This window comes from Corynebacterium sp. c8Ua_99 (genome assembly GCF_039907185.1).
GTDB classification, from domain to species: domain Bacteria; phylum Actinomycetota; class Actinomycetes; order Mycobacteriales; family Mycobacteriaceae; genus Corynebacterium; species Corynebacterium jeikeium_D.
This window is the reverse complement of sequence record NZ_JASBOG010000002.1, coordinates 206820-231622: the sequence shown is the minus strand read 5'-3', so window position 1 is coordinate 231622 and position 24803 is coordinate 206820. Positions and strand designations below refer to the sequence as shown.

Genomic DNA, 24803 nt, shown 5'->3' with positions numbered 1-24803 from the left:
CCTTCGCACCACTAATGTGCAGCAGTATCCCAATTCACACCAGCACCGATCGAAACATCCAACGGCACCAACAATTCAGCTGCCGAGTCCATCTCGCGATGCAACAGCTCCTTGATGGCTCCCTCTTCCCCATCTGCAACTTCCACAACCAGTTCGTCATGAACCTGCAGGAGGACACGCGAGCGCAGCCCGCCCCGTCGTAAAGCATCGTCGACCCGGAGCATCGCAATCTTAATAATGTCTGCCGCCGAGCCCTGGATCGGCGAGTTCAAAGCCGCACGTTCCGCGTTATCGCGAGCGATGCGGTTGTCGGCGTTGAGTTCCGGCAGGTAGCGACGACGATCGAACATCGTGGCCGTAAAGCCGTCCTTACGCGCCTGCTCAACAACCTTGTGCAGATAATCGCGCACGCCGCCGAAGCGCTCGAAGTAGTCCTCCATGAGCTTCTTCGCCTCGCGCTGCGGAATGTCGAGCTGCTGCGCCAGACCAAAAGCACTCAGACCATAAGCCAGTCCGTAGCTCATCGCCTTCACACGACGACGCAGCTCGGGCGTGACCTCATCAATGCCGACGCCGAAGACCTTCGAGCCGACGTAATTGTGCAGGTCCTCGCCCTGGCGGTAGGCCTCAATCAACCCCGGATCCTGCGACAGGTGCGCCATCACGCGCATCTCAATCTGCGAGTAGTCCGCGGTGATTAGCTTCGCATAGCCATCGCCCACCACAAACGCCTCACGAATCCGTCGCCCGAACTCCGTGCGCACCGGGATGTTCTGCAGATTCGGCTCCGTCGACGACAGACGCCCCGTCGCCGCAACCGTCTGATTAAAAGTCGTATGAATACGGCCATCATCAGCGACAGCCTTAATCAGTCCCTCCACGGTCGACTTCATCTTCTGCGACTCGCGGAATTTCAGCAGGTAATCCAGGAACGGATGCGGGTTGACCTTCGCCAGCCCCTCAATCTCCTTCGCCGCCGTGGAATAGCCCGTCTTCGTCTTCTTTGTCTTGGGCATTCCCAGCTGGTCAAACAGGACCTCTTGCAACTGCTTCGGCGATCCGAGATTCAGCTCAGGCTTATCGACGAGGTTGCGAGCCTCACTCTCCGCCTCATCGGTAGCCGCCTGCGCCTGCTTGCGGAGCTCCTCGAGCGCATCAACATCGACAGCGATACCGGCACGTTCCATCCGGCCCAACACTGGAGCGAGCGGGACTTCCAGGTCGGCGTACACACTGTAGAGCCCGGCCTCGTCGAGTTCGACAGCCAATCGCTCAGCCAGGTCGATGACGGCGGCGACATAGGAAGCGTCTTCGGCCGGGCCATCGAGCAGGGTCATCTGGCCCTCGGCCTGCGAAAGAGTCTGGCCCAGGTGACGCTGGACGACGTTGTCCAAGCTGTAGCTGCGCTGGCTTGGGCGCAGCAGATACGCAGCCAGGAAGGTGTCGTGGATGACCCCGGCCAGCTCGAAGTCGTAGTTCCAGAGTGCATGCATGGCCGTTTTAGAGTCATGCACCAGCTTCGGATGGTCGCCAGCGAGCCACTCGCGCAGTGCGTCGGCATCTTCAGTGGAAAGCCCGCCCAAGTCGAGAGAAACAGCCTGACCGGAGGTCTTGCTTTTCTCATCGGCGGAGCCAATCATCAGGGTGTGCTCCCCGACCTGCAACGCGGCCGGCTCGTGCAGATTATCGAGCCAGGCAGCCAGGGCGCCGTCGTCAAGCGAAACAGCCTCGAGCTTTGTCGCGCTGTCGCTGATGGAGGCAGTGACGCCCGCGCCTTCGATGGAAAGGGTGCGGAAGACGCGTTCGCGAAGGTTGTCGCCGAATTCGAGGCGGTCGAAGAAGTCGATGATTCCCTGGGCGTCGGCGGGACGGAGCTCGAGCTCGTTCGGACCGTACGGCAAGGGCAGATCCTTGACCATTTCGGTGATGTCGCGGTTCAGCTGGACGTTTGCGACGCGCTCGCGGAAGTTATCGCCGACTTTGCCGCGGATTTCGTCAGCGTGGTCGATGAGGTTTGCCAGCGTGCCGTACTGAACGATCCACTTCGTCGCGGTCTTCTCGCCGACCCCCGGAATGCCCGGGAGATTGTCGGAGGGGTCGCCGCGGAGAGCCGCGAAATCCGGGTACTGAGTCGGCGTCAGACCGTACTTCTTCTCGATAGCAGCAGGCGTGAAGCGATGCAGCGTGGTGACGCCGCGCATTGGATAAAGCACCGTCGTGGTGTCGTTGACCAACTGGAACGAGTCACGGTCACCAGTGACGATGAGCGTTTCGAAGCCCTCAGGCTTGGCTTGGGTAGCCAACGTCGCGATAATGTCGTCGGCCTCGTAGTTGTCCTTTTCCAGCGTGACGATGCCCATCTCTTTCAGCACCTGCTGAATAAGCGGCACCTGACCACGGAATTCCTCAGGAGTCTTCTCACGCTGAGCCTTATACTCCGGGAAGATCTCGTTGCGGAAGGTCTCGCGGGCGACATCGAAGGCGACCGCCACGTGCGTGGGCTTTTCCTCGCTGAGGATATTGGACAGCATAGAAAGGAAGCCGTACACCGCGTTCGTTGTCTGACCACCGGTGGTTGAGAAATTATCCACCGGAAGGGCAAAGAACGCGCGGAAGGCCATGGAATGACCGTCGATAAGCATGAGGGTCTTCTTCATGACATCCCAGTGTAGGAAAATATTGAACAGCGTAGGAAAACTGAGATGCGCGCTGAGGAATCGCGGGCTGCGGAGGATGAGCTGTTGGCCGGTCAGCTTCAGTGAACAATAATTACGGTAATCAGGCTGCATTTTGAAACGGATTCAGCAGCCCCTTAGTCCACCTGAACAGTGATTCGCAAGAGTGAGCCTCTCGAGCGTCGCTTGGCACCTGGTTTCAGTTTCCGAAATGCTGTAATCCAACTTTAATATTCGCCTTATTTTCCTGGAGTTTTTCCATCTTTTCCAGCGATTGTTCAACAGCATGCACGGAACCTGCCCCAAATGAGGCACCTAGAAATTACCCCCTCTTTGAGGTGGCCGCGAAAACATATCACCACGTCCTGCGCATGCCTCTGAAATCAATTGGCGTAGTTACGCTTTCATGGCTTTAGACTCTTCAGCATGAGTGAGTTCGATTCGACCGATTTCCAACGGAGCGCCCAGTCCACCCGCGAGCGCATCATCGCGGCTGCAGCTCGGCACTTCGCGCGCAAGCCTTTGCGAAGCGTGCCGCTGAAGGAAATTGCCAGCGATGCGGGCGTTAGCGCGCCGCTCATCATCAAGTACTTCGGCTCCAAAGAAGGTCTCATGGCCGAACTGATTGACTTCAGCCAGTTCAAAGGCACACTCAGCCGAGCTCCCTTCAATGAACTTGGCCAGCGGATGGCCAGCGCTATTTTGACTGGTCAAGGAATGGCCGGACAGTCCATGATTCCACTGATTGTCGGATCCCTCGACTCCGAGGAAACCGCAAAAGTCATTGCCGAGCGGTTCAATGAAGCTGTTGCAGATGACCTAATTCGCCGCGTCGAAGCGGACGGACCGGAAGACGTTAGCCACGACACTGCTGTGCACCGCAGCCAGATGGCTATTTCCCTCTGCGTCGGATACCTAGTTCTTTCTGATACTGGTCTGATCGATGAGGCCAACGCGCCGAGGATTTCGGTGGAGGCCCTGGGCAGCTGCCTGCAGCAGATCATCGAACACGGCTAAGAACTGAGCACGGCTAAGAAAGCAGCTCCACTGCCCACCGTCTACTGCCCCCCCACTGCCACCGACTACTCCTGCGTAACTCACTGAATCAGCAGCGCCACCCCAGGCGCTGCTTTTTTGTTTTGTGTCCTTAATCGCACCCCGAAGCCACTAATACACACACGGAAATACGCTTCTTCTCAGGTGGAAGACATACAATGGCCTGCGATGTCTACTGAAAATACGAGCGCTCCTGGCGCAGAGTCGACCACGCTGCCGACCACGAGCCCCTACTCTGAAATCCCGAAGCCGACCCCGCTGGGTGTCATCGCCAACGCAGTTCGCGGTGGCCTCATTGGTCTCGCCGAGACGATTCCGGGGGTCTCCGGCGGCACTCTTGCGCTGATCACGGGCATCTACGGACGCCTGATTGAATCGGCCAAGCGCATCACCGACCTGCCGCGGGCAATTTCGAAGGGCACCTTCAAGGAGGACCTTCGCAGAATCGACTGGTGGCTGCTCATCCCGGTGGCTATCGGCATGGTTGCCGTGGTCTTCTCCATGGCAGGCGTCATGGAGAACTTCGTCACCAACCAACCAGTCGCTTCTCGAGCACTGTTCATGGGCATGATCGCCGCCTCGATTACCATGCCGCTGAACGAGCTACCGCCAGGCGCTCTGCGTCAGCCGGGCATGCGCGGCAAGGCCATCGCCGTCTTCCTGTTCTTCAGCATCGCCCTGTTCGCGCTTACTTCCCTGCCACAGGCCGCACCGACGCAGCCGCCTCTCTGGCTCGTACTCATCGCCGCCTCGATTGCCGTGTGCGCACTGGTTCTGCCGGGCGTTTCGGGCTCTTTCTTCCTGCTGGTCATCGGACTCTACGCACCGACCATGGGCGCAATTCACGACCGTGACTTCGCCTACATCGGCACGTTCTTCGTCGGCGCGCTGATCGGCATCGTCCTGTTCATCCGCCTCCTCGAATGGCTGCTGAGTACGCACCAGGCGCTCACGTTGGTCGCCATGTCCGGCCTCATGCTCGGTTCACTGCGCGCTCTCTGGCCGTGGCAGACCGAAAACAACGAGCTCCAGGGCATCGGCTCCGACTGGGGACTCGCCCTCGGGCTCTTCATTCTCGGCGCCGCAATCGTCAGCGTCGTCGCTTATGCGCAGCGCCGTTTTTCTAATTCGGGGTCGATGGACTAAACTAGTCAAAGTCGCTTCGATAGAGCATTTTCGCTTATCGACGGCTTTGCGCCCCTGTAGCCCAATTGGCAGAGGCAACGGATTCAAAACCCGTCCAGTGTGAGTTCGAGTCTCACCGGGGGCACGATTTGAAAACCCGCTTTCACCTGGCTTTTAGTCTGGTGGGGGCGGGTTTTTGCTTGTCTGAGTATTCACTATCTTTCACTCTTTTTCACGCACTTTCACGTACTTTCACGGGTATTTTGCACCAAAAATGAGCCAAAAAAGAGCCACGTATTGCCTGCTGAATCCTGCGTTAACTCCTGGGTGAATCTGTTTTTGGGCATAAGAAAACCCCGCCACTACCGATTGAGTGAACGAGGCAGTGCCATGGCGGGGACTCGCACCCCGCGAATGTGGCTACTCCATGGCTTTTGAGTCCGTTGATTTCAACAGGCGAGCATATGCTCTGAAAACTTCTTCATCGCCATCGACGTACTCGGAAATCCCACTCAACAAAGCTTGCCGCTGCTCTTCTGTGATGGAGACTCGAAACTCAGCGATGTCTTCTGCAAGATAGGTGGCTGCGTCTGCGTAGCGGCGCAGTGTCGCGGTTACTTCTGATTTGCCGCCGCGGTCGCCGATGCGGGCGCGGTTGATAAACGGCACGAATTGTACCGCGCCGAAGTTGTGCTGCAGACACTCGCTCAACTGCCCGGTCACGCATTAAAACTGCCAAGAGGGTTTCCGCTTCACCAGCAGCCGTTCAGTGTGCAGCAAATGCATTCTGGTGAAGCGGAAGCCGTTCTTTTGCAGCAGGCATCCAACTGGACTCTGGCCAATTGGCGCCATCAACAAACGAAGCCCGCTGCTACAGGTTATCCACCGCGTACTGAGCTTCCTCCGGAGTAAACTGCTCGCCGTATTCCGACGTCAGCTGCTCGTAAACCGCATCCGGGGACATTGCCATCGAATCCTGGTAGATTCTCGCCTTTTCCAGTGCGTTCTTATTCCAGTCCGCTTCGAGATTGTCCATCGCATACTGGGCTGCCTCCGGTGAGAATTTCTCGCCATACTCCGAGGTCAGCTGGTCATAAATACCGCCCTTCGACATGTGCATGCGATTCGCGTAAATCTCTGCCTTGCGGAGAGCATTCTTGTATTCGGTCGGAACCTTCTCATCCTGCTTTTGCTGCTCCCCCGTCTGACCTTGCTGCTCATCTACACCTGCCTCGGAAGACTCAGCGAAATCGGCATTCTCAACAGTCCCAGAATCAGCCGCAACGGCAGTCTCCGAACCAAAGAGAGATGCAGCTTCAGAATCGGAACCCGACTCAGTGTCACCGCCACCAGTCAAGCTGGCCGCCACAGCGAGGACCACGACAGCGCCCGCGGCAATACCACCCCATTTGAAGCAGCCACCCTTCTTCTTTTCTTTCGGAGCCGGAGGCATCTGCCCCGCTGCCGACGGACCCTGCGGGTAGGGCTGCTGGCCGAGCGGATCCTGCGGGCTGTGCTGGTAGGACTGCTGCCCCAGCGAATCCTGCGGATTCTGGGAGCCGTACGGATTCTGGGAGCCATACGGATTCTGGGAGCCATACGGGTTCTGTGGACTCTGCGGGTTCTGGGGGAAAGTGGAATCGGACATCGTAAGAAGCCTCCTGCGTAGAAGTTGCAATAAACGAACAGCTCTCTGTCGTCAGTTGGAACTATCCCAGGAACTCCGGATTCAACTTTCCGCACTACACAAATATTTTCGATTCGCGAACCATAAGGCACCACTGAAGGTAAGAAAAAACCAGGCCTCTACCCCATAGAACAGGGCTTGGAACTGGTTAATCTCTTTAAAAACTAACCTTCAACCCCGGCCAGCGCTTACTCAATATCGGCAAATAATATCGCCAACATTCTCCAAACCAATAGAAGGCCAAAAGCGGCCAAGGCATGGAGCCCCTCCAACGACAGCCGCCCATATGGAACCCGACAGCACATAGACACCCCACCGAAGGCACTTCCTAACAAAGATGCTTCCGAGCAAGCTCGATGCACACCTTCATCACAAACGACGCAGCTGAGTAGCCCTTAACACAAACGATGCCATGGCAGGACTCGTCGAACTCGGCAAAAGCCGGGGTTCCGGCATCACGCCCGCGGCCGCCAGCCCCACGACACTTCCCAAATCCCCGCTCCCCCAACCGCAAAGATTTTATTTTCCACCCCACTGTCCATATAATGAGATACCAATCCCGTATAGCAAGACTGGTTTAGTTTTTACGCACACCACTACGTATCACCTGCCAAGCTTTGCTCCCGGCTTTACGCACTGCCCACCAGCAGCTCACGCCGCGGTCGAGTTTTCTCAAAGTACAAAGTACTCAGTACTCAACACGTTTTGGACTGTCATCATGCCTGCTGCGAATTCCCCCTCTAGCTCCTCCGCCCACACTGCGAACGCGAACTCCGCTAAGACGCCACTTCACGCAGTACCGGAGGACACCGCCCCCACAGATCCGTCGACCATCACCGATGCGGAAATCTTCGAGGCACACCGAGGCGGCAAGCTCCGCTCCCACTCCACCATGAAGCTCGAGACAATTCGCGACCTCTCCATCGGCTACACCCCAGGTGTCGCTCGCGTCTGTGAGGCCATCCACGAAGATCCGGCTCTGGCCCGCACCTACACCTGGACCGGCCAGAACGTCGCAGTGGTTTCCGACGGCACCGCCGTGCTTGGCCTTGGCGACATCGGGCCCAAGGCCGCGCTACCGGTGATGGAAGGAAAAGCCCAGCTCTTCGAGCAGTTCGCCGGCATCTCCGCTGTGCCAATCGTCCTGGATACCCTCAATACAGAGGAAATCATCCAGACGGTCAAGGCGCTGGCGCCGTCGTTTGGCGGAGTGAACCTCGAAGACATCTCCGCGCCTCGCTGCTTCGAGATCGAGCAGCGTCTCGACCAAGAGCTCGACATCCCCATCTTCCACGACGACCAGCACGGCACCGCCATCGTCATCGCCGCCGGCCTGATCAACGCCTGCAAGCTGACAGGTCGCAGCTTCCAGGATCTCCGCGTGGTCATCTCCGGCGCTGGTGCCGCTGGTGTCGCTGCGACGAAGATGCTGCTGTCCGCTGGCGTGTCCGACATCGTCGTCGTCGATTCGCGCGGCATCATCCACCCAGACCGCGAGCCACTGAGCGACATCAAGCAGTGGGTCGCCGGCATGACTAACCCGCGCGGTATCACCGGCGCGATCAACGATGCGCTTGTCGACGCTAACGTGTTCATCGGCGTCTCTGCCGGCCGTATCGGCGAGGATGCGATTAGCCAAATGGCCGCTGACCCGATTCTGTTCTCGCTGGCCAACCCGATTCCGGAGATTCCGATGGAAGTCGCCCGCAAGTACGGAGCCGTCGTGGCCACTGGCCGCTCGGATCATCCGAACCAGATTAATAATGTGCTGGCCTTCCCGGGTCTGTTCCGTGGCGCACTGGAGGCGGGTGCCAAACGGATCACCGAGGCCATGAAGCTGGCTGCTACTCAGGCCATTGCAAATGTTGGCGTAGAAGACCTGAGTGCCGACCGCATTATCCCGTCGGCGCTGGATTCGCGCGTCATGCCGGCCGTGGCGAAGGCTGTCCGCGATGCTGCGCTGAGCGACCCGGCCTCCGGCGCGGTCGGCCCGCTCGACGTCACTGGCAATGGCTTTGCTGCAGCTGAAGCGAACTAGAAAACCGGCGCTGACTATCCAACCCGCGCTGACTATCCCTCGGGAGGTCTGAAAAGTGTGCGGTTTTCCTGCACCAGCCTGAAGCGCAGCTGAATAGGGGTACCGAATTTAAGGTATTCCTGTGCCTAGGTAACATATTCAGATATGAAAAGCCCCATCGCATTGGCGGCTGCCACGCTGACTGCGACCTTGTTCTTAGGGCTTACAGGCTGCGTCACCAATGACGAAAGCGGTAACCCCGAGGGCTGGTCAGAGATCAAACCGGCAGCGGTCCCCGAACTGGCGAAACAGGTCCCAGCAGATCTTCGTAAGCGCGAAGTATTGCGCATCGGCACCAACCCAACATTCGCCCCGGCAGAGTTTAAGGATTCCGCCGGTTCCATCATCGGATTCGACATTGACCTCATGCGGGCCATGGCCAGCGTCCTGGATCTGCGGCTGGAAATCCAAGAACAGGATTTCGCACTGATTCTGCCGGCCCTGTCGGCCGGCGCAGTTGATGTTGGTGCCTCCGGCTTCACTTCAAACGAGGAGCGCCGCAAGACCTACGACTTCGTCGACTACCTGGATACCGGCCTGCAGTGGGCACGTCGCCCGGGCAGCGACGCCAGCTCCGACAACTACTGTGGCAAAACTGTCGCTGTTCAGCGCAATACCGTCGCTGACATGGAGGACCTGCCGGTAAAGAATCAGGATTGTCTGGATCGCGGTTTGCCACCAATTAACAAATTGGCCTACCAGGATGCTGGTACCGCAGCTACCACCGTGGTGCTGGGGCGTGCTGACGCGCTGGCAGCTGACTCACCAGTCAGTGCCTACGCGGTCAATCGTTCTGAGGGCAAACTCGAACTTGCCGGAGATATCTACGATGGTGCCCCGTTCGGCTTCGCTATTCCGAAGGATTCAGAACTCGGCCCAGTACTCCAGCAGGCGCTGCAGTACCTCATCGACAACGGCCAGTACAAGCAAATCCTGACCACATGGGGTTTGGAAGACGGTGCTTTGGAACGCGCCACTATTAACGGAGAGGAACTTTAAGTGAGCGACTCATCTGCGTCTGGCGCCCGCTACGAGGCCACACAGGCGGAACTCAACGAAGAAATTAAGGCCAAACCGCTGCCGCACCCGGGTCGCTGGATCACCGCAGCAGTGCTGCTTGTGCTCTTCCTGTGGTTCATCATCGGTGCCGCCCGCAACGAGGCCTACCACTGGGATGTTTACTTCCAGTACCTGTTCGACACACGAATCGCCGCTGCCGCTGGCTGGACCATTGCACTAACGGTCCTGGCCATGCTCATCGGTATCGTCGGCGGTGCCATCGTCGCCGTACTCCGAATGTCGGACAACCCCGTGCTGTCCACTGTTGCTTGGTTCTACCTGTGGGTTTTCCGAGGAACTCCGGTCTACGTGCAGCTGGTCTTTTGGGGCCTCCTCGGCACTATCTACTCGACGATTGACCTGGGCGTTGCCGAGGTTGATCTCAGCACTGTCCTGTCCAATACCTTTGTGTTAGCGTTCGTCGGTCTCGGCTTGAATGAGTCCGCATACATGGCTGAAATTGTCCGTGCCGGCATCCAGGCTGTCCCAGAGGGCCAGACCGAAGCATCGAAGGCACTGGGTATGAGCTGGTGGCAGACTGTACGCCGCACCATCCTGCCGCAGGCTATGCGCATCATCATCCCGCCGACGGGCAACGAGTTCATCTCCCTACTGAAGACCACTTCGCTGGTCATCGCAGTGCCGTTCTCGCTGGAACTCTACGGCCGCTCCACGGACATCGCCAATGCGCTGTTCCTGCCGGTGCCGATGCTGCTTGTCGCCGCCACCTGGTACTTGGTCATCACATCGATTCTGATGGTCGGACAGTTCTACCTTGAGCGCTACTTCGCCCGCGGCGCTACCCGTCAGCTCACCGCCCGCCAGCTGGCCGCGCTTGCCGACGCCGAAGGTGTGCCGCTTGCAAATGCTCGCGTTGTCGATAAGGACGAAGAGCACTTCTACCGAGAGGATCCGCAGTAAATGACTACCAAAGATTTGATGGTTGAGGCGCAAAAGGTTCGGAAGAACTTCGGCCGTCTCGAGGTCCTCAAGGGCATCGACCTGGAAGTTCCACGCGGTACGGTTACCTGCCTCATTGGTCCTTCGGGCTCCGGTAAGTCCACGCTGCTGCGCTGTATCAACCACCTGGAGAAGGTCAATGCCGGCCGTCTCTACGTCGACGGTTCCCTGATTGGCTACCGCGAAAAGAACGGCAGCCTCTACGAGATTTCCGCCGCAGAAGCTGCCCGTCAGCGTCGCGATATCGGTATGGTTTTCCAGAACTTCAATCTGTTCCCGCACCGCACGGTGCTGGGAAATATCACCGAGGCACCGGTGCTGGTAAAGGGTGTCTCTCAGGAGCAGGCTGAAAAGCGTGCCATGGAGCTGCTGGAGACTGTTGGTCTGGCTCACAAGGCCGATGCCTACCCTGTTCAGCTCTCGGGCGGTCAGCAGCAGCGTGTTGCCATTGCTCGAGCCCTGGCCATGGAGCCGAAGCTAATGCTCTTCGATGAGCCGACTTCCGCTCTTGACCCCGAGCTCGTCGGTGAGGTTCTCAACGTCATGCGTGGTCTGGCCGATAAGGGCATGACCATGGTCGTCGTGACGCACGAGATGGGCTTTGCCCGTGAAGTCGCCGACCAGGTCGTGTTTATGGCTGACGGCGTGGTCGTGGAGAAAGGCACCCCGGATGAGGTGCTGGGTAATCCGCAGCACGAGCGCACCCGCAACTTCCTGTCTTCGCTGTTGAAGTAACAGCAAGCCTAAGCGCCAAAAGTTGCGGAGATTCCGCGAAACATAGTGACTGCCGCGCCGGTAGTCGCCAGAATGACCGCGAGCTTTCGGGCTTGCACAATGGGCACTCGTCGGGAAACGCGAGTGCCCAAAAATATACCCACAATCATGGCAACCAAACACAGCGGCCAGAAGATAACCGGTGTGGTGGCGAAGACAGATACGTCACCGCTGATTTCCTTGAACAGCAAGGACAACGCGCCGGAAACAAAGAAGAGCGGTTGCAGGGTGGCTGCAAATGTCTGCGCTGGCCAACGGGAAGCCTGTGCGTAAACGGTAATGGCTGGGCCCGCAATGCCGGCCAGGGTATTCATAAAACCGCCGGCCACGCCTGAGGCAACGGCGTATTGTGGGCCGTCGACACGCATGCGCTGAGGCATAAACGATGTCACCAGCAGCGCAAGTAGCACGAGCCCGCCGACCAACACCTGGAGCGGCCCGCTGGGCGTGTTGTGAACCACCCAAGCGCCGGGCAGTGCGCCGAGAGCCATCACCGGGCCAATCAGCCAGAATTTCTTCCAATCGACGTTTTCTCGCACCGAGATGGTCTGCATGATCGCATTGACCGATGCGAGCACGTTAATAATCAAAATTCCTGCTACGGGACCTGCAACCAGTGAGAGGACCGGACCTCCCAACAGTCCGAGTCCCATACCGGCTATCCGCTGCATCAGGGCCCCGATGAAAATCGTTGCCACGATAAAGACAAAAGCCCACACTGATAACTCCATGGGAGGGAGTTTACAGCGTGGGCTTTTTGGCTATTCGACGGGCGGGGTCGCCGAGGATCCGTCGTAAAGCGGAAACGTTAGCAGACTAGATGACGCCCTGAGCCAGCATTGCGTTAGCGACCTTCTTGAAGCCAGCGATGTTGGCGCCGAGCACGTAGTTACCCTCGTGATCGTACTCAGCGGCGGTGGTCTCGCAGTTCTTGAAGATGTTGGTCATAATGCGCTTCAGGCGCTCATCGGTGTAGGAGAAGGACCAGGAATCGCGGGTAGCGTTCTGCTGCATCTCCAGAGCGGAGGTAGCAACACCACCGGCGTTAGCGGCCTTGCCCGGCGCAAAGTGGACACCGTTGGCCTTGAAGACCTCGATAGCCTCCGGGGTGGACGGCATGTTTGCACCCTCAGCAACGAAGCGGCAGCCGTTTTCGACCAGCAGCTTGGCGGACTCGCCATTGAGCTCATTCTGAGTTGCACACGGCAGTGCGACATCAGCCTTGAGCTCCCAGATGTTGCCGCCCTCGTGGAACTCAGCGCCCTCAGCCTCAGCGACGTACTCGGAGACGCGAGCACGACGAACTTCCTTGATCTCCTTCAGCAGCTCGACGTCGACACCGTTCGGAGTGGAGACATAACCGGAGGAGTCAGAGAAACCGACGACGGTAGCGCCGAGCTCCTGAGCCTTCCTAATGGCGTAGATGGCGACGTTACCGGAACCGGAAACGATGACCTTGGCACCGTTGATGTCGGCACCGTTGGCCTTCATCATCTCTTCAGTGAAGTAGACACAGCCGTAACCGGTGGCCTCGGTACGAACCAGGGAACCGCCCCAGGTCAGGCCCTTACCGGTGAGAACGCCGGACTCGTGCTGGTTGGCCATACGGCGGTACTGACCGAACAGGTAGCCAATCTCGCGGCCGCCGACGCCGATGTCACCGGCCGGGACGTCACGGTACTCACCGATGTGGCGGTGCAGCTCTGTCATGAACGACTGGCAGAAGCGCATGATTTCCAGCTCGGACTTGCCCTTCGGATCAAAGTCGGAGCCACCCTTGCCGCCACCGATCGGCAGGCCGGTCAGGGAGTTCTTGAAGATCTGCTCGAAGCCCAGGAACTTAATGATGCCGAGGTTCACGCTCGGGTGGAAGCGCAGACCGCCCTTGTACGGGCCCAGCACAGAGTTGAACTGAACACGGAAGCCACGGTTGACCTGGACCTGCCCCTGGTCGTCGACCCACGGCACGCGGAAAATAATCTGACGCTCCGGCTCACACAGACGCTGAACCAAGCCGTAGTCACCGTAGTGTGGGTCCTTTTCCAGGACGACCTTCAGCGACTCCAGAACTTCTGCCACTGCCTGGTGGAACTCCGGCTCACCGGCGTTTCGGGTGAGAATCTGGTCATAGAGTCCCGAAACCTTCTGCTCGATATTCAAAATAAACCTCTCTGCGAAACCATTATGGCGCCCACGAAGAACAAACCGTCAGCGGTTGTAAACCACTTCTCGGTTGCCGTAACTCGGTGGCACAGGTTGTGTGCACAAGGACTGGGCAACTGTAGATATTGAAGCGGACATAATTATACAACGGCATATTGCTGGGAAAACTCGTAGCGATTCGCGCTACACCCGTTGGCCAAGCCAATCACTGACTCTGTGGAGGCTTACACTTTTCACGAATTAGGTAGGATATTACCTAAATACGGCAACATTCCAGGGATACGTCGCAACAGATTCGAGCATTTCGTCGAACTCACGCAGCACTGGGTCCGGGGGCAATTCTGCACGCGGAGTCAGTAGCTCAGAGAGGTCCATAGCGAGTTCATTGAGAGAACCGCCGTGCTGATCGAAGCTCAAGAGATAACGGAATACCTTCCTATCCCCCAACGGCTCCTTCGGGTTCTCACGCTCCCACTGCTCCACCAACTGCGCGTCCGTGTCCGCCGACGCCACCGAAACATCCACGTCACTAATTCGCCCGGCGCGGTCAAACTCACTCAACTTGGTACGAAATGCCTCGGCCAGCGCCTCCGATTCGGTCGGCTTCACCAGGCAGTGAAAAACAATCTTCGACATAACTTCACAGGCTAAGCCACGCGAGACGGCCAGACAATAGCTAACCGTCGTCAAGCCCTGTCCCCCTACGTTGGCGCGCCGACCGGCAGCAAAGACGTAGTGTTGGACTTATGCAGGCTTTCAGCAATCCCCTCATCACGCTTGCCGACGGCACGGTGAAGCAAGTCAATCCTTTTTCCGGTACCCAGGTGTGGACAGTCCCAGGTCGTGGCAATCGGCCGTTGGGAATTAAGCACACGGATCCGCAGCCATTGAGCGAGGAGGATTTTGGATCCCGCGACTCCTTTGGCTGGAACAACCTGCTGCAAACCCCGCCGGAGAAGGCCCGCGTTGTCCTCGACGAATCGGTATTCGGCGGCTACAGCACGGTGACCGGAGTACTGCCCGACCAGCTTTTCGACACCACTGCGGAGTTCCGCCGCGTGCCCAACCTGTTCGAGATCGTCTCCTATGACTATTGGTCGGAAAACTACGGCTTCGAGCCCGACCGCGAAACTCAGCAACGTATGGAGGCCTACCTCGACGACCCGAAGGGCCGCGAGCACGTGCTCAACATCATTCGCACGCGCTACCGCGCCGCTGGACGCAGTGAAGAGGAAATCAGCGCGCTTTCCGACGAGGATTTGCTGCGCCGCGCCCCAAGCTATTTCGCCGGCGGCCACGATGTGATTGTTGCCCGTCGCCACTTTGTCGACGGCGCTACTCACGATAATCAGCTGGCTTCTTCTGGCACATTGAGTGTTGCCGAGCACCGCGCACTCATTGCGTTTACCGTCGAGTCGATTGCTGACCTGTACCGACGTAACCGCTACGTGCGTTATGTGGCCGCTTTCCAAAACTGGCTAAAACCGGCAGGCGCAAGCTTCGATCACTTGCACAAGCAGCTTGTGGCCATCGATGAGCACGGCGAGCAGCTCAAGCGCGAAGTGCAGGCGGTGCGCAAGAACCCGAATATCTACAACGAATACGCAGTGGACTATGCGGCCCGCCACAACCTGGTTATCGCGGAAAACGAGCACGCGGTGGCTTTCGCAGGATTCGGACACCGCTACCCGACGCTGGAGATTTTCTCGAAGTCAGATGTCTGCGAACCGTGGCTGCAAACCCGGGCTGAGATCGACGCAATGTCGGACCTGATTCACGCATGTCATGCCGCTGCCGGGCCCACCATTCCGTGTAACGAGGAATGGCACCACCGCCCTGTCGATTTGGATGCCCGCATGCCGTGGCGCGTAATGATTAAGTGGCGCACCTCAAATTTGGCCGGTTTTGAAGGTGGCACCAAGATTTATCTGAACACCATCTCCCCATGGGATCTGCGCGACCGCGTTGTCCCGGAGATGTACCGTTTACGGGAGACCGGAAAGATTTCGGACAGCATTCACATTGCGACCGAGTGCCAGTGCCAGCCAAACTCGCTGAAGTACAACCCGCTCGTCGAAGACGGGTCGCGACTGTAGTTCTCTGGCACAGAGTAGAGAGAAGTTAGGAGTCTTAATCCAGGTGAGCAACAATGAAGCACGACTGAGCCGCATTCGCGACCTCATCGCCACTCATCGAGTGCCATTGGACAGGCAGTGGGAAATCTACCGTTACCTGCACCAGCACCCGGAGCTATCTCAGGCGGAGGAGAAAACTGCCGCGTATCTGGCCGGTGCTCTTCGCGACATGGGCACTTACACGGTGTATGAGGGAATCGGTGGTCACGGCCTCGTTGGTGTCATGGAAAATGGCCCCGGCCCTACCGTGCTGTTCCGCGCTGATATCGATGCGCTTCCGGTGTTCGAGGAAACAGGTGTGGATTTCGCTTCCTCTGCCACCGGTACCGCCCGCGATGGTTCTGCCACCGCCGTCATGCACGCCTGTGGCCATGACATGCACATGACGGCCGGTCTTGGTCTGGCTAGCCTGATGGCAGCAACTAAGTCTGAGTGGTCGGGTACTTTCATTGCCCTGTTCCAGCCCGCCGAGGAACTAGCCTGTGGTGCACAGGCTATGATTGACGACGGCCTGGCAGACCTCATCCCCACCCCAGATGTGTGCTTCGGCCAGCACATTGTTCCCGGCCCCGCAGGTCAGGTAATGACCATGCCCGGCCCGGCACTTGCTGGCTGTGACACCATTAGCATCACGCTGACAGGTCGCTCCGCACATGGATCTATGCCGCACAACGCCATTGACCCGACGTACTTGGCTGCCGCAATCGTTCTGCGCTTGCAAGGAATTGTGGGGCGCGAGATTCCTCCCCACGAGTTTGGTGTTTTGTCCGTCGGCACGCTGCAGTCCGGCAATTCGAATAACACAATCCCCGGCCAGGCCAAGATTGTGCTGAATATTCGCTACTACTCCAACGATGTGCGCGCGAAGCTCGTTGCGGGCATTGAGCGCGTTGTTCGTGGCGAGTGCCTGGCTTCCGGCACTGAGGTTGAGCCTGTGATTGAGTACTCCGATCACGGCGAAGTCACTGACAATGATCCGGAGGCGTTTGCCACGATTCGCCCGGTCATGGACGCTGTGCTCGGCGACGATTCCACCGATGCTGTGCCGTGGACCGCGTCGGAGGACTTCTCAGACCTGCCGCGTGGGCTGAACTGCCCATATGTCTACTGGACTGTTGGCGCCACACCTCGGGATACGTGGGAAGCCGCCGTTGCTGCCGACCGCGTGGTCGAAGACGTACCGTCGAATCACATGCCGACATTCCTGCCGGACTTCGAGCCGACGGCTACCTCCGCGACTTCTGCCGCCGCTGCCGCCGTACTGTCCTACTTGGCAAAGTAAGGGCTGCGTGCCGGCCGCTTGCCACCGCGCACAGCGCAATGATCCCTCCGAACAGCCCGACAGCCCAGGTCGAAAGGCTCCAAGCAAAAAGCCGGTAAGCCCCAAAAGGGCTTACCGGCTTTTCCTAACGCGCCAGAGAGCTAGCGAGCGTCCTCGCCAATAACGTGGACGTGAATCATGTTGGTATTGCCCTCATTTCCTGGAGGGGTACCAGCAACAACGACCAGCGTGTCGCCAGCGTTGTAGTTTTCCATGGTCAAGAGCTGCTCATCGATGACCTGCATGATCTCATCCGTGCTGTTAACCTCGCGCACCAAGAAGGTCTCCGCACCCCACGTCAGCGCAAGCTGCGAACGAACCTGCTGATTCGGAGTGAATACCAGCAGCGGCAGGCGAGAGTGCAAGCGTGCCACACGGCGAGCGGTATCACCCGAGGTGGTGAAAGCAACCATAGCGCGGGCATTCAAGCGCTCACCGATATCGCGAGCTGCGTAGGAAATCACACCACGCTTCGTGCGAGGCATGTGGGTCAGCGCAGGAACTTCCCCCTCGCGCTCAGCGGCGGTGACGATGCGAGCCATGGTCTTAACCGTGGACTGCGGGTACTTACCAACCGAGGTCTCACCCGAGAGCATCACGGCATCTGCGCCATCGAGCACAGCGTTGGCCACGTCGGAGGCCTCCGCACGAGTCGGGCGCGAGTTCGAAATCATGGAGTCGAGCATCTGGGTGGCGACGATGACCGGCTTGGCGTTCTCGCGGGCAATCTGAATAGCGCGCTTCTGAACCAGCGGAACATCTTCCAACGGCACCTCAACACCAAGGTCACCACGGGCGACCATCACGGCATCGAAAGCCAGGATGATGGCCTCGAGAGACTCGACTGCCTCTGGCTTCTCCAGCTTGGCGATAATCGGGACACGACGGCCAACCTCATCCATGACCGCATGGACCAGTTCGACGTCGGAAGGCGAACGGACGAAGGACAGCGCGATGAAGTCGACTCCCAGCTTCAGAGCGAAGCGCAGGTCGGCGATATCCTTCTCTGACAGAGCCGGCACCGAGATGTTCATCCCCGGCAGGGAAACACCCTTGTTGTTCGAGACCGGACCGCCCTCGATGACACGGCACACCACATCGTTGCCATCTACCTCGATGCACTCCAGGCCCACCTTGCCATCGTCGACAAGCAGGCGATCGCCCGGACGGGCATCGTCAGCGAGATTCTTGTACGTGGTGGAGACGCGGTCGTGCGTGCCTTCGACATCGTCGACGGTGATGCGGACAATCTCGCCGTCAGCCCAATACGTCGAGCCTTCCTTAAAACGACCGAGGCGAATCTTTGGTCCCTGCAAGTCGGCGAGAATACCGACGGCATGTCCCGTAGCGTCGGATGCTTCACGCACCCAGTGGTAGTTCTGAGCGTGGTCCTCATGCTCACCGTGAGAGAAATTCAGGCGGGCAACATCCATGCCGGCGTTGACCAGCCCGGTAATCCCCTCCAGCGAAGCAACTGCTGGACCGAGGGTACATACAATCTTCGTTCGTCTAAGCACGGCCTCCAGCCTAGTCCCTTAACGGGCTATGCGTCAGTTGGAAGCACTGTGAGCTTCAGCAGCCTCGCGCTCTCCCCTGACTTCAGCTGCGGTTTCGCGGCTCTTGGACCGCAGAATCCACAAAGCAATGACAGCGCAGAAAAAGACCACGAGCGACGTGATGTTATTAATACGCACACCGAATATCAGCGTTGCGTCATCGACGCGCATGAGTTCAATGAAGAAACGCCCCAAAGTGTAGGCCGCGACATAGAGCGCAAAGACGCGTCCTCCGCCCATCTTGAACTTTCGGTCCGCCCACACAATGACCAGACAGGCGAGGACGTTCCACACCATCTCGTAGAGAAACGTTGGATGCACCACGGCCAGCACTTCGCCTGTCGACGTTCCGGTGACAGGGGCAACCCGGCCAAACTCATCAACTCGTTGGTAGATTTCCAGGCCCCACGGAAGTGACGTTGGGCCACCGTAGAGTTCCTGGTTGAACCAATTGCCCAGACGCCCAATGGCCTGTCCAAGGATGATTGCGGGTGCGGCCGCGTCAAGAACTGGCGCAAACGGTACCTTCCGCCACTTGGCGACCGCCCACGCGGCCAGCACCCCCAGCGCCACCGCTCCCCAGATGCCGAGGCCACCATTGGTGATTTTCAGTGCATCAGCGGGATTGGCGCCGGGGCCGAAGTACTTCTCCCAGTCGGTAGCGACGTGGTAGAGACGGCCGCCGATAATGCCCGCAGGAATAACCGCAATGGCAATGTCGAGGACTAACTCCGGGTCTCCACCCCTGGCCGCGTAGCGGCGCTGCATCCAGTAAATGCCGACGAGTACGCCAATCAAGATGGAAATCGCGTAACCACGCAGTGGTAACGGCCCTAACTGCCACACCCCCTGCGGCGGAGAGGGAATGTTGGCCAGATACGTCGTTGCAGTCTCAGCGAGAACAAGGGTGGAACTCATAAATGCGCTAGCTCTCTCCTCGTACGCCCGCGGCGAGTTCACGGGCGAGCGTTACCAGGTCATCGGTGCTCTTCATCGCGGCCTTGATCAGTGCCGAGCCAACGATTACGCCATCCGCAAACTCGGCAATCTCCGCGACCTGTGCCCCATTGGAGACACCCAAACCGACGCACACCGGTGTATCGGTGACCTCGCGCGTGCGGGCAACCAACTTGCCGGCGGCCGAGTCGACGCTAGCCTGGGCACCTGTGACACCCATGTGGCTGGTGGCGTAGACGAAGCCGGTCGACGCGGTGGCAGTTAGCTGCAGACGCTCGTTGGTCGATGACGGGGCCACCAACATGATGTTGGACAGACCATTGGCCTCAGCTGCACGCTGCCATTGGCCGGCCTCCTCGGGGATAAGATCCGGGATGATGGTGCCACGACCACCAGCGGCGGCCAAGTCCTTGGCGAAACGCTCCGGACCATACTGGAGAATCGGATTCCAGTAGCTCATGACCACACAGGTACCGCCGTGCTCGGTGACTTCGCGAACCACCCGCATAATCTCACGGGTACGGAAGCCCGCATCCAGAGCCACGTTGGCGGCATCCTGAATAGTTGGGCCATCCATCATCGGGTCGGAGAAAGGCAGACCAACCTCGATGATGTCGGCGCCAGCGTCGACAATCGCCTTGATGTTCTCAATCGACTTATCGGTGGTCGGGAAACCCGCTGGGTAGTAGCCGATAAATGCTGCGCGGTTTTCCTCACGGACCTTGTCAAAGACGTCACTCAGACTCATTTAGGACTCCTCCATCAGATCAAACCACTTAGCAGCGGTGTCGACATCCTTGTCACCGCGACCGGAAACATTGACGATAATCAGCGGCTTACGGCCCAGCTCTTCATTCAGATCATCGCTGATGAGTCGGGCGGCAGCTACCGCGTGTGCGGACTCGATAGCGGGCAGGATGCCCTCCATCCGAGTCAGGTCCTGGAATGCCTGCATCGCCTGGGTATCGGTCACCGGCAGGTAGGACGCGCGATCAATATCGGCCAGGTACGAGTGCTCCGGGCCCACGCCCGGGTAATCCAGACCCGCGGAAATCGAGTGCGACTCTGTAATCTGACCGTCCTCGTTCTGCATCAGGGCGGCGAAGGAGCCCTGGAACACACCCGGATTACCGGCGGCCGAAATCGGTGCTGCATGGCGACCGGTCTCAACACCGTCACCGCCAGCTTCAGCGCCAATCAGTCGAACCGATTCATCATCGATGAAGTGGTGGAACGCGCCGATCGCATTAGAACCGCCGCCGACACAGGCCACGACAGCGTCGGGAAGCGAGCCAGTTTCCGCGAGGATCTGCTGGCGTGCCTCGGCGCTGATGATGCGCTGGAAGTCGCGCACCATTGTTGGGAACGGGTGCGGGCCGGCTGCAGTGCCGAAGCAGTAGTAGGTGTCATCGGCGTGTGAAACCCAAAAACGCATGGCCTCATTGATTGCGTCCTTGAGAGTCTTCGAGCCAATCTCGACCTCGATAACCTCGGCACCAAGCAAACGCATGCGAGCGATATTAAGGCGCTGGCGGATTGCGTCGACCTTGCCCATATAGATACGGCAGTTAAGGCCGAGCAGCGCACAGGCAGTCGCGGTTGCGACACCGTGCTGGCCGGCACCGGTCTCGGCAATGATGTTCTTCTTGCCCATGCGCTTGGCAAGCAGAACCTGGCCCAAGACGTTATTAATCTTGTGGCTACCGGTGTGATTCAAATCCTCGCGCTTGAGCCAGACATCAGCGCCGATATCAGCGGAGAACTTCTCCGCGTAGTACAGCGGCGAGGGACGTCCGACATAAGTACGCTGCAGCCGGTCGAGCTCATCGAGAAAATCCTGATCAACGCGGGCCTTCGCGTAGCCATCGGTGACCTCACCGATAACGGCCATCAGCGCCTCCGGCACAAACTGGCCGCCCCACTTACCCCAGTGCCCAATGGCATCTGACTCGTGGTTCGTTGTCTCCGCGATAACCTCACCCATCGTGGGCAGGCGGTCACCGCGGGCATCATGATTCTTGAAATCTTGGTCACTCACAGTTATCTATTGTGGACTATCCCCACCCGTTGCGGGGACATAAGGCCTAAGAAACTGTGGTGTGCCAGCACAACAGGTGTGACACGCAACCAAACTAGGCGCAGTTCGCAGCGCGGTACAGCTGCTTATCGCAACTGCGGTCTATCACTACTCGCTGCGGAGTGTCGGGTGGACACCGGCGGCAACGAGACGTCGGCAAGCCTCACCCGGCTTGCCCGCAGTAACCAGGCCCTCGCCCACCAGTACCGCGTCGGCGCCGTGGGAGGCGTAGTAGCGCAGTTCCTCCGGCCCCTTGACACCGGACTCTGCCACCTTCACAACATGATCCGGCAACATCGGCGCAAGGCGTTCGTACACGGAGAGATCCACGTCGAGGGTCTTTAGATTGCGGGCGTTGATGCCGAGGATCTTGGCACCAGCGGCCTCGGCGCGCTCGACCTCTTCTTCGGTGTGCGCCTCAACCAGAGCGTTCATGCCAAGCGACTCGGTGCGATCCAGCAGGGACTCCAGCGTCGGCTGATCCAAAGCGGAGCACATCAGCAGCACCAGGTCGGCACCGTGTGCGCGGGCCTCATGGACCTGGTACGGAGTGACGATGAAATCCTTGCGCAGCACTGGAATGTTGACCGCGCGGCGCACGGCATCGAGGTCGGCGAGCGAACCGCGGAAGCGGCGCTCCTCAGTCAGACAGGAAATGACAGCCGCGCCACCCTGCTCGTACTCTGCGGCCAAGACCTCCGGCGAAGGGATGTCAGCCAGCTCTCCCTTCGACGGAGAGGCACGCTTGACCTCTGCAATCACCTGCACCCCGGGCTTAGCCAGTGCCGCCACGGCATCAATCGGCGACGGCGCCTTCAGCGAGAGCTCCTTGATTTCACCGTAGGAAATCTTGGCTTCCCGAGCAGCGAGATCTTCCCGCACGCCCTCAATAATCTTGTCCAGAACGTTAGCCACAGCCTTACTCCTTATCCAGATCCGTAGGATCTACACCGGCATCCAAAGCATCCCACAGAACTCGACCCGACTGCGGGTCTTCCTCCAGGTCCTCGGCGATACGCTGACGGCGTACCTCCGGGGTCTCATACGCGCTGGACTTCTGCTTCTTCACAGTACCCGGTCGACGCACCAACAATACCGCCCCGACCAGCGCCAATGCGCAGCACAGCAAGGCCAGGGCTGGCCCCATCGCATGCACTTCAATCGCTGAGATCTGCGCCCAGTCTGCCACAGTCACCGCATCACTGGCGCGCTGTGAGGCGCTTCCCGACGTCAACAAATCCAGTGCCCGCTGGGAATCCACCCCGTCTTCTCCGCTGGCAAGCAGAGTCATCGGAGTCCACGACGCCGCAATTGCGAGCAGCGCCGCGAGGCCACCGACGATACGGCGCCCCAGTGAGCCCAAAATGGTGGTGGCAAACAGTGCAGCCACCATCGCCAGCGCAATCGACGTCAACTCTGGAGCCCAGACGGCGCCCACCAAATCTGTGGTCGCCGGACCGGACTTGTCATCAACAGTATCGACCGTCAGCCACGCACTACGGCTGCACAACCACATTCCCGCTGCGGCCACACCAATGAGGCCACCGGAGAGCATCGTTGTCGACTTCATCGAAAACCTAGCTCCTTTCCGCTGGGACTAGTGTCTCAGCTGCCGCGACAGCTCGCAGCACGGCCGCGGCCTTGTTGCGGGTCTCCTCATCCTCTGCCACCGGGTCAGAGTCACTGACAATTCCGCCGCCAGCCTGAACATAGACCGTATCGCTCTTCTTCACACCTGTGCGGATGGCAATTGCCTGATCGGTATTGCCCCGGAAGTCAAAGTATCCAACAGTGCCGCCGTAAACACCCCGACGCGTGTCTTCGAACTTGTCGATAATGCTCAGCGCGGAAGGCTTCGGCGCACCCGACAGCGTTCCCGCTGGGAAGGTGGCCGCGAACGCGTCGACGGCAGTGGCGTCGCTGGAAAGCTCGCCGGTGACCGTAGAGACCAGATGCATAACGTGACTGTAGCGCTCAATATGACGGAAGTCGTGCACAACAACACTGCCTGGGCGGCAGACACGTCCGAGGTCATTGCGGCCAAGATCAACGAGCATCAGATGCTCACTATTTTCCTTCTCGTCTGCCAGCAAATCAGCTTCCAGCGCATTGTCCTGCTCCACCGTGGCACCGCGCGGACGTGTGCCCGCGATGGGATTGGTGATGACCTCACTGCCCTGAACTGCCACGAGTGATTCCGGGGAGGAACCGACAATTTGAAAAGCGGTAGCGGAGAAGTCCTTGGTTGGAACGTTGACCAGGAACATGTAGGGCGACGGATTGGAAACCCGCAGGAGGCGGTAGATATCAAAAGCTGACGCCTGCGTGTCCATCTCGAACCGCTGCGAGAGCACAATCTGGAACGCATCACCGGCGCGGATGTGATCTTTGCAACGCTCAATGCGATCCATGTGGTCCTCGGCGGTGCGCTGGCGACGAATCACCGGCTCTGGGAAGCTAACTTCCGCCGGACGCAGATCAGAGGGCTCCGACAGCCGCTCCACCATCGCATTGACACGATCACAGGCGGTGTCATACGCCTGGTCAATCCGCTCATCCGAGCCGTCCCAGTTGACAGCATTGGAAATCAGCCACAGCACACCCTCGTGGTGGTCAAAAGCAGCCAGATCCTCGACCAGCAGCTGCATGAGCTCCGGAATCTGCAAATCATTGTCAGTGGTATCCGGCAGCTGTGGCTCGATGTAGCGGACAATGTCATGCCCGAAGTAGCCAACCAGACCAGAGGTGAGCTTGGGCACCGAGGCATCGTCGGCAAGCGGGAGTTCCGTGTGCAGCAGCTCCAGCGTGCGACGCAGCGCATCCAGCGGATTTCCGCCCTCTGGCGCACCCGACGGCGCGTTGCCAATCCAGGTGGCCTCCCCCGCATCATCCACCGTCAGCGCGGCGCGACTGCCGCAACCGATAAACGACCAGCGCGACCACGACTGCCCCACATCGGAGGACTCCAGCAAGAAAGTGCCGGGACGATCGGCCGCGAGCTTGCGGTAGGCCGACAGCGCCGTTTCGCCGTCCGCCAAAACCTTGCGAACCACGGGCACGACCCGATGGTGTGCAGCCAGTTCACGAAAGCGCTCACGCGTGGTCATGGTGATACGAGTCATAGCCGCTATTGTGCCACGCACCCCGGATTGCACATCACTTAACCCCGGACTTCACCGGA

The 24803-nt window shown here is 59.0% G+C and carries 21 protein-coding genes and 1 tRNA gene; 9 read left to right on the top strand and 13 right to left on the bottom strand.

Going from position 1 to position 24803, the window contains the following annotated elements:
- Nucleotides 1-11 precede the first annotated feature (11 nt).
- Entirely contained in the window at nt 12-2657 is a 2646-nt protein-coding gene (gene polA, locus QKE19_RS02320; RefSeq protein ID WP_347890287.1) for a DNA polymerase I, read from the bottom strand.
- A gap of 444 nt (nt 2658-3101) precedes the next feature.
- Between polA and QKE19_RS02315 the strand changes: the two genes are divergently transcribed.
- The 3 genes from QKE19_RS02315 to QKE19_RS02305 all read left to right on the top strand — a co-directional run bounded on the left by QKE19_RS02315 (nt 3102) and on the right by QKE19_RS02305 (nt 5001).
- Nucleotides 3102-3692, top strand: coding sequence for a TetR/AcrR family transcriptional regulator (locus tag QKE19_RS02315; RefSeq protein WP_284857881.1), 591 nt, complete (start codon nt 3102-3104; stop codon nt 3690-3692).
- Between the two features lie 207 nt (nt 3693-3899).
- The gene (locus QKE19_RS02310; protein ID WP_076771965.1) at nt 3900-4877 is read left to right on the top strand and encodes a DUF368 domain-containing protein; all 978 of its coding nucleotides are present in this window, start codon (nt 3900-3902) and stop codon (nt 4875-4877) included.
- A gap of 50 nt (nt 4878-4927) precedes the next feature.
- Nucleotides 4928-5001: transfer RNA gene (locus QKE19_RS02305), tRNA-Leu, on the top strand.
- Between the two features lie 275 nt (nt 5002-5276).
- Here the strand turns inward: QKE19_RS02305 and QKE19_RS02300 are convergent.
- Entirely contained in the window at nt 5277-5579 is a 303-nt protein-coding gene (locus QKE19_RS02300; RefSeq protein WP_347890285.1) for a hypothetical protein, read from the bottom strand.
- Nucleotides 5580-5727: 148 nt separating this feature from the next.
- Nucleotides 5728-6504, bottom strand: coding sequence for an Ltp family lipoprotein (locus QKE19_RS02295; RefSeq protein ID WP_347890284.1), 777 nt, complete (start codon nt 6502-6504; stop codon nt 5728-5730).
- Nucleotides 6505-7261: 757 nt separating this feature from the next.
- Here QKE19_RS02295 and QKE19_RS02290 point away from each other — a divergent pair.
- The 4 genes from QKE19_RS02290 (at nt 7262) to ehuA (ending at nt 11374) form a co-directional block, all read left to right on the top strand.
- Complete coding sequence (locus QKE19_RS02290; RefSeq protein WP_147766812.1) at nt 7262-8581, top strand: NADP-dependent malic enzyme; 1320 nt, start codon at nt 7262-7264, stop codon at nt 8579-8581.
- Between the two features lie 144 nt (nt 8582-8725).
- Entirely contained in the window at nt 8726-9619 is an 894-nt protein-coding gene (locus tag QKE19_RS02285; protein WP_347890282.1) for an ABC transporter substrate-binding protein, read from the top strand.
- Nucleotides 9620-10600, top strand: coding sequence for an amino acid ABC transporter permease (locus QKE19_RS02280; RefSeq protein ID WP_016422931.1), 981 nt, complete (start codon nt 9620-9622; stop codon nt 10598-10600).
- Nucleotides 10601-11374, top strand: a complete 774-nt coding sequence (gene ehuA / locus QKE19_RS02275) for an ectoine/hydroxyectoine ABC transporter ATP-binding protein EhuA (protein ID WP_016422932.1) — start codon at nt 10601-10603, stop codon at nt 11372-11374.
- Nucleotides 11375-11382: 8 nt separating this feature from the next.
- Here ehuA and QKE19_RS02270 read toward each other — a convergent pair whose 3' ends face one another.
- The 3 genes from QKE19_RS02270 to QKE19_RS02260 all read right to left on the bottom strand — a co-directional run bounded on the left by QKE19_RS02270 (nt 11383) and on the right by QKE19_RS02260 (nt 14212).
- Nucleotides 11383-12144: a sulfite exporter TauE/SafE family protein gene (locus tag QKE19_RS02270; protein WP_347890280.1), complete on the bottom strand. Its 762-nt coding sequence runs from the start codon at nt 12142-12144 to the stop codon at nt 11383-11385.
- An 85-nt stretch (nt 12145-12229) separates the two neighbouring features.
- Nucleotides 12230-13573: an NADP-specific glutamate dehydrogenase gene (gdhA, locus tag QKE19_RS02265; protein ID WP_048734612.1), complete on the bottom strand. Its 1344-nt coding sequence runs from the start codon at nt 13571-13573 to the stop codon at nt 12230-12232.
- 255 nt (nt 13574-13828) lie between these two features.
- Entirely contained in the window at nt 13829-14212 is a 384-nt protein-coding gene (locus tag QKE19_RS02260) for a hypothetical protein (protein WP_042388759.1), read from the bottom strand.
- A gap of 110 nt (nt 14213-14322) precedes the next feature.
- Between QKE19_RS02260 and QKE19_RS02255 the strand changes: the two genes are divergently transcribed.
- The gene (locus QKE19_RS02255) at nt 14323-15672 is read left to right on the top strand and encodes a DUF4921 family protein (protein WP_347890278.1); all 1350 of its coding nucleotides are present in this window, start codon (nt 14323-14325) and stop codon (nt 15670-15672) included.
- Nucleotides 15673-15715: 43 nt separating this feature from the next.
- Nucleotides 15716-16993 (top strand): amidohydrolase, encoded by a 1278-nt coding sequence (locus tag QKE19_RS02250; protein ID WP_070545573.1) that lies wholly within the window; start codon nt 15716-15718, stop codon nt 16991-16993.
- Between the two features lie 140 nt (nt 16994-17133).
- Here the strand turns inward: QKE19_RS02250 and pyk are convergent, their stop codons facing one another.
- The 7 genes from pyk to QKE19_RS02215 all read right to left on the bottom strand — a co-directional run bounded on the left by pyk (nt 17134) and on the right by QKE19_RS02215 (nt 24744).
- The gene (gene pyk / locus QKE19_RS02245) at nt 17134-18549 is read right to left on the bottom strand and encodes a pyruvate kinase (RefSeq protein ID WP_016422938.1); all 1416 of its coding nucleotides are present in this window, start codon (nt 18547-18549) and stop codon (nt 17134-17136) included.
- 33 nt (nt 18550-18582) lie between these two features.
- The gene (gene lgt, locus QKE19_RS02240; RefSeq protein WP_048734621.1) at nt 18583-19506 is read right to left on the bottom strand and encodes a prolipoprotein diacylglyceryl transferase; all 924 of its coding nucleotides are present in this window, start codon (nt 19504-19506) and stop codon (nt 18583-18585) included.
- Between the two features lie 7 nt (nt 19507-19513).
- The gene (gene trpA, locus QKE19_RS02235; protein WP_347890276.1) at nt 19514-20293 is read right to left on the bottom strand and encodes a tryptophan synthase subunit alpha; all 780 of its coding nucleotides are present in this window, start codon (nt 20291-20293) and stop codon (nt 19514-19516) included.
- Nucleotides 20294-21529 (bottom strand): tryptophan synthase subunit beta, encoded by a 1236-nt coding sequence (gene trpB / locus QKE19_RS02230; protein WP_042389380.1) that lies wholly within the window; start codon nt 21527-21529, stop codon nt 20294-20296.
- Between the two features lie 201 nt (nt 21530-21730).
- Entirely contained in the window at nt 21731-22537 is an 807-nt protein-coding gene (trpC, locus tag QKE19_RS02225) for an indole-3-glycerol phosphate synthase TrpC (protein WP_016422942.1), read from the bottom strand.
- 4 nt (nt 22538-22541) lie between these two features.
- Nucleotides 22542-23192, bottom strand: coding sequence for a TIGR02234 family membrane protein (locus QKE19_RS02220; RefSeq protein WP_016422943.1), 651 nt, complete (start codon nt 23190-23192; stop codon nt 22542-22544).
- Nucleotides 23193-23199: 7 nt separating this feature from the next.
- Nucleotides 23200-24744 (bottom strand): anthranilate synthase component I, encoded by a 1545-nt coding sequence (locus tag QKE19_RS02215; protein ID WP_347890274.1) that lies wholly within the window; start codon nt 24742-24744, stop codon nt 23200-23202.
- Nucleotides 24745-24803 lie beyond the last annotated feature (59 nt).

Bases quoted from the DNA above. Each gene is read 5' to 3' on its own strand.
- polA (WP_347890287.1), bottom strand. From the start codon at position 2,657: ATGAAGAAGACCCTCATGCTTATCGACGGTCATTCCATGGCCTTCCGC.
- QKE19_RS02315 (WP_284857881.1), top strand. From the start codon at position 3,102: ATGAGTGAGTTCGATTCGACCGATTTCCAACGGAGCGCCCAGTCCACC.
- QKE19_RS02310 (WP_076771965.1), top strand. From the start codon at position 3,900: ATGTCTACTGAAAATACGAGCGCTCCTGGCGCAGAGTCGACCACGCTG.
- QKE19_RS02295 (WP_347890284.1), bottom strand. From the start codon at position 6,504: ATGTCCGATTCCACTTTCCCCCAGAACCCGCAGAGTCCACAGAACCCG.
- QKE19_RS02290 (WP_147766812.1), top strand. From the start codon at position 7,262: ATGCCTGCTGCGAATTCCCCCTCTAGCTCCTCCGCCCACACTGCGAAC.
- QKE19_RS02285 (WP_347890282.1), top strand. From the start codon at position 8,726: ATGAAAAGCCCCATCGCATTGGCGGCTGCCACGCTGACTGCGACCTTG.
- ehuA (WP_016422932.1), top strand. From the start codon at position 10,601: ATGACTACCAAAGATTTGATGGTTGAGGCGCAAAAGGTTCGGAAGAAC.
- QKE19_RS02270 (WP_347890280.1), bottom strand. From the start codon at position 12,144: ATGGAGTTATCAGTGTGGGCTTTTGTCTTTATCGTGGCAACGATTTTC.
- QKE19_RS02260 (WP_042388759.1), bottom strand. From the start codon at position 14,212: ATGTCGAAGATTGTTTTTCACTGCCTGGTGAAGCCGACCGAATCGGAG.
- QKE19_RS02255 (WP_347890278.1), top strand. From the start codon at position 14,323: ATGCAGGCTTTCAGCAATCCCCTCATCACGCTTGCCGACGGCACGGTG.
- lgt (WP_048734621.1), bottom strand. From the start codon at position 19,506: ATGAGTTCCACCCTTGTTCTCGCTGAGACTGCAACGACGTATCTGGCC.
- trpA (WP_347890276.1), bottom strand. From the start codon at position 20,293: ATGAGTCTGAGTGACGTCTTTGACAAGGTCCGTGAGGAAAACCGCGCA.
- trpB (WP_042389380.1), bottom strand. From the start codon at position 21,529: ATGGGTGAGGTTATCGCGGAGACAACGAACCACGAGTCAGATGCCATT.
- QKE19_RS02220 (WP_016422943.1), bottom strand. From the start codon at position 23,192: ATGAAGTCGACAACGATGCTCTCCGGTGGCCTCATTGGTGTGGCCGCA.
- QKE19_RS02215 (WP_347890274.1), bottom strand. From the start codon at position 24,744: ATGACTCGTATCACCATGACCACGCGTGAGCGCTTTCGTGAACTGGCT.